Here is a 7,055-nt window from a genome sequence, read left to right as displayed (position 1 = left end):
ACGGCATGCTGCACCGCAAGGTCTACCCGCAGGTGCCCCCGCGCGTGGAATACTCTCTGACAGACCTTGGCCGCAGCATTATCCCCATCCTTGAACAGCTGTACGAATGGGGCAAAGTGTACGAAAGCGCTTTTCCCTCACACGACACAGACATGGCCGCCGCGGCGGAGGGCTAACCCCGCCGCGCCCAGCCGCGCCAGCCGAGCCGTTTCTCACCCAGCGGTCACGCTCCGCGCAACAGAAGCCGCCACTTTACGCCGCGTCCCTGCCTCGCCGCCTCAGGCCTGTCCAACGCCGCACTGAGGCGACGTCCCCTCCCCTCTCCCAGAGCGCCTGTCCGCACCCTGCGCCAGCCTCAGCGCGGCTTAGCGGCTTGGCCATTCCCCACAATCCACTGCCACACAAGGCAAAATCCTTTTCAGCAGCCCTCTCCTGCGCCCCCGCCCGCAGCCCGGCCACATTGACACCACCACCGCCACAACGTACTCAAATAGTGATATGCCCCGTCTTTTCACCGTACGCATGACCCACTCCCGCGCCGGAGGACACTGCCGTGGAGACGCAATACATCATATCCCCCGACCAGCTCGTTGCAGGGCTGTACGTGCGTCTCGACCGCAAGGTCGGCAAGGGGCTTTGGAAAAAGCAGGAGTTCAAGATCGCCGGGGAATCGGACATCGCCGCCATCCGCGCCGCCGGGGTGGAAACCATTATCTGCATCCTTGAACGCTCGGACCGGATGCCCCTGCCGCAGGTGGATGAGACCACCGCCCCGGCACACAAGGCGCAGCACACGCCGCCCACTCCCGTCTCTGCCGAGCTTCTGGGCCTGCGCCAGCAAACCGTGGAGCGCAACCGCGAGCGGCGGCGCTCCTACAAGCAATGCGAAAAGCGCTACGAGACCACCATGTCCGGCGTGGTGGCCCTTCTCCGCCGCGCCTCGGCCCGTTCCAGCGATGCGGCCGAACAGGCGGGCGCCATTGTTGCCAGCCTTGTGGATACCTTTTTGGACCAGCGCGAGACCATGCTCACCCTGATGGGCGGTCCCCCGCGTGAGGAAACAAAAAACTACCACGCCCTCAATGTCACCGTGCTGGCCCTAATGGTGGGCAAAGACATCGGCCTGCCGCACAAGGCCATGACCGCCCTTGGCATGGGCGCGCTGTTTCACGACATCGGCAAGGGACGTCTGCCCATGCACATAGCCAGTGGCAAAGGCGGCACGTCCATGAACCGCGCCATCGCCAAATTCCAACGCGAGCACCCCATCCTTGGCGCCCGGCTGGTGGAGGACTTTGCCGACTACCCCCAAGCCGCCGTGGATGTCGTCCGCCAACACCACGAGGCCATGGACGGCTCCGGCTATCCCGAGGGCCGCTCCGGCAACGCCATTTCCGCACTGGCGCGCATTGTGGCTGTGGTCAACGCCTTTGAAAACCTCATCAATGACAGCGCCGCACGCCAAACCCCGCACGGGGCTCTCAAGCATATGTACGCCGCCATGCGCCCCCAGTTCGACGCCCGCATTCTGTCCAGCTTCATCCACAACATGGGCGTCTATCCGCCCGGCACCATTGTGGAGCTGTCCAACGGGCACTTTGGCATGGTGCTGTCCTCCACGCCGGCCACGGCGGCGCGGCCCGTTGTACTCATGCACCACCCGGACATTCCCAAGGCGGAAGCCCTGATGGTGGACCTTGGCATTGAGGACGGGCTGGACATTCTCGGTACGCGCAAGCCCGAAAATCTGCCGCGCGACGTCTTCGCCTACCTCAGCCCCAGCCCGCAGACCAACTACTTTGCCGAAGCCGCCACGGGCGCGCCCTAGGGGGACGAACCGCTCATGGATGCCACTGCTGTCCTGCTTTGCGGCGTTGTTGACCAGCTTGCCGCCCTGCGCTCCGCCCGGGGCGGAGTGGACTCCGCCGTGGCCGAAGCTATGGGGCACTTTCGCGGCGCGGACCGCGACGATCCGGACATCCAACGCGCGGCCAGTGCCGCCGCCCGCCTCATCGCCCTCATGGCCGAAGACACCCCGCCAGAGGACGCCCAGCCGCTCCTCAGCGCCCTGTCCGAGCTTGGCGCGGCAGGGGAAAACGCCCTCTCCGGCCTGCTCCTGCGCGAGGGGCTGCCGCCCGAAAAGCTGCGCATGCTTCTGGAGCATCTGCCCCACCACCGCCAGCTGGCCCAAATCAATCTCTTCTTCATGTTTCCCCGGCGCATCCCCCGCGCCATTACCGCCGTGATGGACGAGCGCCTGACCGCCATCCAAAAGACCGACCCAGACGCGGTGCTCATGTTTTTAGCCACGCAGACCGCCGCTGATGCACCTGTGGCCTTTCCCCTCCAGCATGCCCTGCTCCGGGGGCGCTTTCGCCTGTGGCTGGAGGAACTCCTGACCATGGACCTTGACGAACAGCAGCGGCGCTACATGGCGCGCACCATCAGCCGCCTGCACGCCCCAGAATTGGCTCCCAAGTTGGCCCGTCTGCTGGCTGGCGCTTCCGTCAGCGTTATTGTGCCCCTGCTGGGCAGTCTTGGCGCGCTGGCCCCCAATACCGGGGACAACCCCGCCGCCCACAAGACCGCCCTGCGCGCGGTGCACCATTCCTCGCCCGCCGTCCGCCTTGCCGCCCTGCGCCTGCTGCGCCGCATTGATGCGCCAGAATTTCCCGCCGAGGCCGCACGCCTGTTCACCGAAGCAGGCGACCAGCGCGCGGACATTGCCGCCGTTCTCCTTGGCAGTCCATGGGCGGCGCAAAAGGACGCGCTACGCCATCTGGCCCCGCCTGAGCGGGTGGCGGCCCTTGGCGTGCTGGCCCAACTCGCGGCCCACGCCGCGCCCAAAATCTTCGCCAAAGCGGGTGTTTCGCCGCGCGTGCCCGCGCCTAGTCCGCCGGAAGTCGCCATCCCGCCCGTGCCCCAGCCCAAGCCCGCCCCGGACCAAGCGCCGCCACCCGAGTCGCCCAGTGGCCTCATGGGCCGCATGAAGGGCCTTATGGGCGGCAAGAGTGCGGCAAAGACCACTGCGCCGCCCCACCCCCTCGCCGCGCTGGGCAAGGGGGCAACGCTGGACGGCCAGACCATTCAGGGCGGCGTTGCCCGCGCTGCGCGGCTGCAGGGCGTCACCCTCCAAGGGTGCACCATCAAGGGCGCCACGCTCATTGCGGCCACCATCCGCAAGGCCAGCTTTACGCAGTGCCAGTTCCACAACACGGACCTGACATGGGCCGCCATGACCAAAGCGACCTTTTCGGGCTGTACCTTCCGGGGGGTGCGGTTCTCCTTTTCGCGCCTTAAGGCCTGCACCTTTGTGGACTGTACGTTTACGGGATGCCTGTTTGATGGCGCGCGCTGTGACGGCTGCGGCTTTGGCGTCTCCCCCCTGACGCGCACCAGCCTTGCCGGAACGCAGTTCACGGACTGCCGCATGCGCTCCTGCACACTGCTGCACGTGGACGCAACGCTCTCCGTATGGACCAATATGGACTGCGCAGGGACGGCGTTTCAGGACGTACTGCTCGCCCGCGCGGCCATAACTGGTGGCAGTTTTATGCATTGCCCCTGCCACGGCCTGCGCGTTCTGGGCACGGCAGTCCACGCCGTCACCTCCGATGAAGCCGCCATCCTTGCGGCGCAGGACGACTGGACTCTGCGGCGCATTGAGGCCGTGGCCGCAACGGACGATGATGTGGTCCCCGCCCCAAAGGCCGCGCCCAAGGCCCTGCTTGCCGCGCTGGAGCGCGCCGCAACCCAGCGCGACGCCGCATGCGCCATGCGGGGGTGGCTGCACGCCAACCGGCTGCGGCTCGACTGGTCGGGCGTCAAACTTGCCGCCACTGCGCCGGACATTGAAGCCCTTTTGCCCATCCTCATGGAAGCACCCGCCCTGCCTGCGGACGGGTCGCCTGCTCCGGGGGCGCGCATTCGCGGCTTTGTGCCCACCCTTGCCGCCCTGCACCGCGCCCGTGACGTGCTGGGAGAGGAAACCCTTGCCGCCACGGACCGCGACGCCGCCCCCATCCGCGTGGAGTCCGTCTGCTCCATCGGCAGCATCGGCACCATTGTGCAAACCGGTCGCTCGGACATCGACATCTGGGTCTGCTGGAAGGAAGACGCGGCCGAGGCGGAAATCGCCGACGCCTTCCGGGCCAAACTCCGCGCCATTGAAGCGTGGGCGGACGACGTCCATGGGCTGGAAGTGCACTTCTTTGTCATGGACCTCACCAATATCCAAGACAACAACTTTGGCTTTAGCGACGCGGAGAGCGTAGGCTCCAGTCAGGCGCTGCTGCTCAAGGAGGAATTCGACCGTACCGCCGTGGTGCTAGCCGGACAGGCCCCGGCATGGTGGTGCGCGCCCCCCGGCGCAGGCGCAGCTGAAACGGACGCCGCCCTTGCCCGTGTTGCGGCATCGGGCATCTTGCCACGCGGGCATTTTATCGACCTCGGGCACCTGCCGCAGATTCCGCCGGAGGAATTTTTTGGCGCGTCGCTGTGGCAAATCGTCAAGGCGCTCAAAAGTCCGTTCAAGTCCATCCTCAAGTTTGCCTTGCTGGATACCTACACCGGCGCAAGCGCCAAGCGCACCCTGCTGTGCGAAACCGTGAAGGCCAGCGTCACCACCCACGCCCTCGACTTTTGGCGGCTGGACCCCTACGCCCTGCTCTACAAATGCGCGCATGAGCACTTCCGCGCCACAGGGCGCACAGACGCCCTGCACCTCTTGGACCTTGCCTTTGACAGCCGCACCGGCTTCACCCGGCGCGAGGGCCTCTCCGTGCTGGAAGGACAAACGCGCGGCTATACGGGACTGGAATTCGCCTACCCCTACGTCTCGCCTCAGCTGCCCTCCGGCGCAGGGCTGGAGCACCTCAGCCTCGACGACAACGCCGCCAGCTTTGCGCAGCAGATGCAGCTGGGCAAACGCGTGGCTTCCTTTCTCTTCTCCACCTACGAAAACATTCAAAAAAGCGCGGGCGCGCAGGGCGTGTCCATCACGCAGGACGATGTAACGCGCCTTGGCCGCAAAATCTTTGCCCATTTCCAGCCCCGGCAGGACAAGATTCTGCACATCCCCTTCATGAATTCCCCCCACGGAATTTTCACGGGCGTGCATATCTCCTCCGTGGGCATCCCCGGCACCCCGGTGGACTGGATAGCCACAGGCGAACTGCCCGCCCAGCCGGGGAGCAAGAAGAAGCAGACCGAGGAAATCCGGCGGCACAAAAGTCTGGCCCACCTGCTTTTGTGGCTGGTGGCCAACGGGCTGTACACCCCGGGCATGAGCGTGAGCGGCAGCGACCTGCTGGCCCCCGTCAGCCAGCCCAACATCGTGGACCTGCTGGATACGCTGCACCGCGCCTTCCGCAAGGCCAACGTCTTCGAGACCAGCATTGAGGAAACCATGACCGCCGAGCGCGTCACCCACGCGGCCATTGTGGTCAACCTGATGACCGAACGCGACGACCCAGCCTACCGCGACGTGGTGCTGGCCTACACCAACAATTGGGGCGAGCTGTTATGCACCACCGGGCCAAAGCGCATCAACCTGCTCCAAACCGCCCCGTACGACTTTGTGGCCGCCAACACCGCCGCCACCGTGGACAGCGCCACAACCCTTGCCTGCTGGCTCCCCAAAAAATCCCTTGCGCCAAAGCCAAACCTTAGCGGCGAACCCGCCTCACCTGCCTCCTGAACAGCGCGCAAAAAAAGGCCGCCCCGCACAAGCGGAGCGGCCTGAATATGCCATTGGGCACGGGGCGGGCTAGCTGACAGCGTCGCGGATGACGCTGGCAATCTCGGCCACCTGCTCGTTGGTGAGGTAGGGATGCATGGGCAGGCTGAAGATACGGCCCGCGCAGTCCTCGGATACAGGCATGTCCCCTTCCTTATAGCCCAGCGAGGCAAAGGCCTTCTGCAGGTGCAGGGGCAGGGGGTAGTAGATGGCGGTGGGAATGTCCGCGTCGCGCAGGGCCTTCTGGATGAGGTTGCGGTCGTCGGCCAGCACGGAGTACTGCGCCCACGCGCTCTTGTAGCCCTCGGGAATGGTGGGCGTCACCAGACCGGGGATGCCGGCCAACTGCTCGGTGTAGGCATCGGCCACACGCTGGCGCTGTTCCAATTCGCCGGGGAAGATGTTCAGCTTGGCAAGGAGCACAGCGGCCTGCATGGAATCAAGGCGGCCATTGATGCCGATGCGCACGTTCTCGTAGCGGTTTTCGCCCATGCCGTGGATCATCACGGACTGCATAAGCTCATTCAGTTCATCATCATCGGTGAACACGGCGCCGCCGTCGCCATAGCAGCCCAGCGGCTTGGCCGGGAAGAAGCTGGTGGCGGCCACATGGCCGAGGGAGCCGGAGCGCTTGCCCTTGTACATGCTGCCAAAGCCCTGCGCGGTGTCGGACAGCACAAACAGGCCGTGCTTCTGCGCCACGTCCATGATGGGGTCGTAGTCGGCGGGCAGGCCAAAGAGGTCCACAGGGATGATGCCGCGGGGCTTCAAGTCCTTGGCGCAGCGGGGCAGGCGGCACCCGGTGCGTTCGCCGGACTTCATGGCGGCGATGGCGCGGCGCAGGGACTCCACGTCGATGTTGAAGGTCACGGGGTCAATATCCACGAACACCGGAGTCGCGCCGGTGAGGGCGATGACTTCCGCCGTGGCTACAAAGGTGAAGGGCGTGGTGAAAATGGCGTCACCGGGGCCGACGCCATGGGCCATCAGGGCCATCAGCAGGGCATCCGTGCCGCTGGAACAGGCAATGGCGTGCTTGGTTCCGGCGAATTCCGCCAGCTTTTCATTCAGCTCGTGGACCTCGGGGCCCATCACGTACTGTCCATGCTCCAGCACGGCATTGATGCGGCTGCGCACGTCGTCTTCGATGGTGCGGTACTGCGCTTTCAGGTCAATAAAGGGAATCTTCATACTTCATCTCCATATGTACCGCGCTCTGCGCGGGGATTCGTCTGGTCCAGACTGACCAGCCCGGGGCCGCGCATCTCGTGGCGCGCGCCGCAAACGGGGCAGGTCAAGGTGTCGTCAAGGTGTTCGC

General features: G+C 65.4%; 4 protein-coding genes. 3 read left to right on the top strand and 1 reads right to left on the bottom strand.

Translation table 11 applies throughout. The annotated features are described in order from the left end of the window. Nucleotides 1-5: 5 nt before the first annotated feature. The 3 genes from ACY69P_RS12330 (at nt 6) to ACY69P_RS12320 (ending at nt 5,698) form a co-directional block, all read left to right on the top strand. The gene (locus tag ACY69P_RS12330) at nt 6-176 is read left to right on the top strand and encodes a winged helix-turn-helix transcriptional regulator (RefSeq protein WP_462327686.1); all 171 of its coding nucleotides are present in this window, start codon (nt 6-8) and stop codon (nt 174-176) included. Between the two features lie 377 nt (nt 177-553). After that, nucleotides 554-1,828, top strand: a complete 1,275-nt coding sequence (locus tag ACY69P_RS12325) for an HD-GYP domain-containing protein (RefSeq protein ID WP_462327685.1) — start codon at nt 554-556, stop codon at nt 1,826-1,828. Between the two features lie 15 nt (nt 1,829-1,843). Then, complete coding sequence (locus ACY69P_RS12320) at nt 1,844-5,698, top strand: class I adenylate cyclase (protein ID WP_462327684.1); 3,855 nt, start codon at nt 1,844-1,846, stop codon at nt 5,696-5,698. 69 nt (nt 5,699-5,767) lie between these two features. Here ACY69P_RS12320 and ACY69P_RS12315 read toward each other — a convergent pair whose 3' ends face one another. Then, nucleotides 5,768-6,928 (bottom strand): DegT/DnrJ/EryC1/StrS family aminotransferase, encoded by a 1,161-nt coding sequence (locus tag ACY69P_RS12315; protein ID WP_462327683.1) that lies wholly within the window; start codon nt 6,926-6,928, stop codon nt 5,768-5,770. Nucleotides 6,929-7,055 lie beyond the last annotated feature (127 nt).

This window comes from Desulfobaculum sp. (genome assembly GCF_054921475.1).
Note: the sequence above shows the minus strand (reverse complement) of the source record. Positions and strands in the feature narration are given on the sequence as shown.

Coding starts and splice junctions, on each gene's coding strand:
- ACY69P_RS12330 (WP_462327686.1), top strand. CDS start 6: ATGCTGCACCGCAAGGTCTACCCGCAGGTGCCCCCGCGCGTGGAATAC.
- ACY69P_RS12320 (WP_462327684.1), top strand. CDS start 1,844: ATGGATGCCACTGCTGTCCTGCTTTGCGGCGTTGTTGACCAGCTTGCC.
- ACY69P_RS12315 (WP_462327683.1), bottom strand. CDS start 6,928: ATGAAGATTCCCTTTATTGACCTGAAAGCGCAGTACCGCACCATCGAA.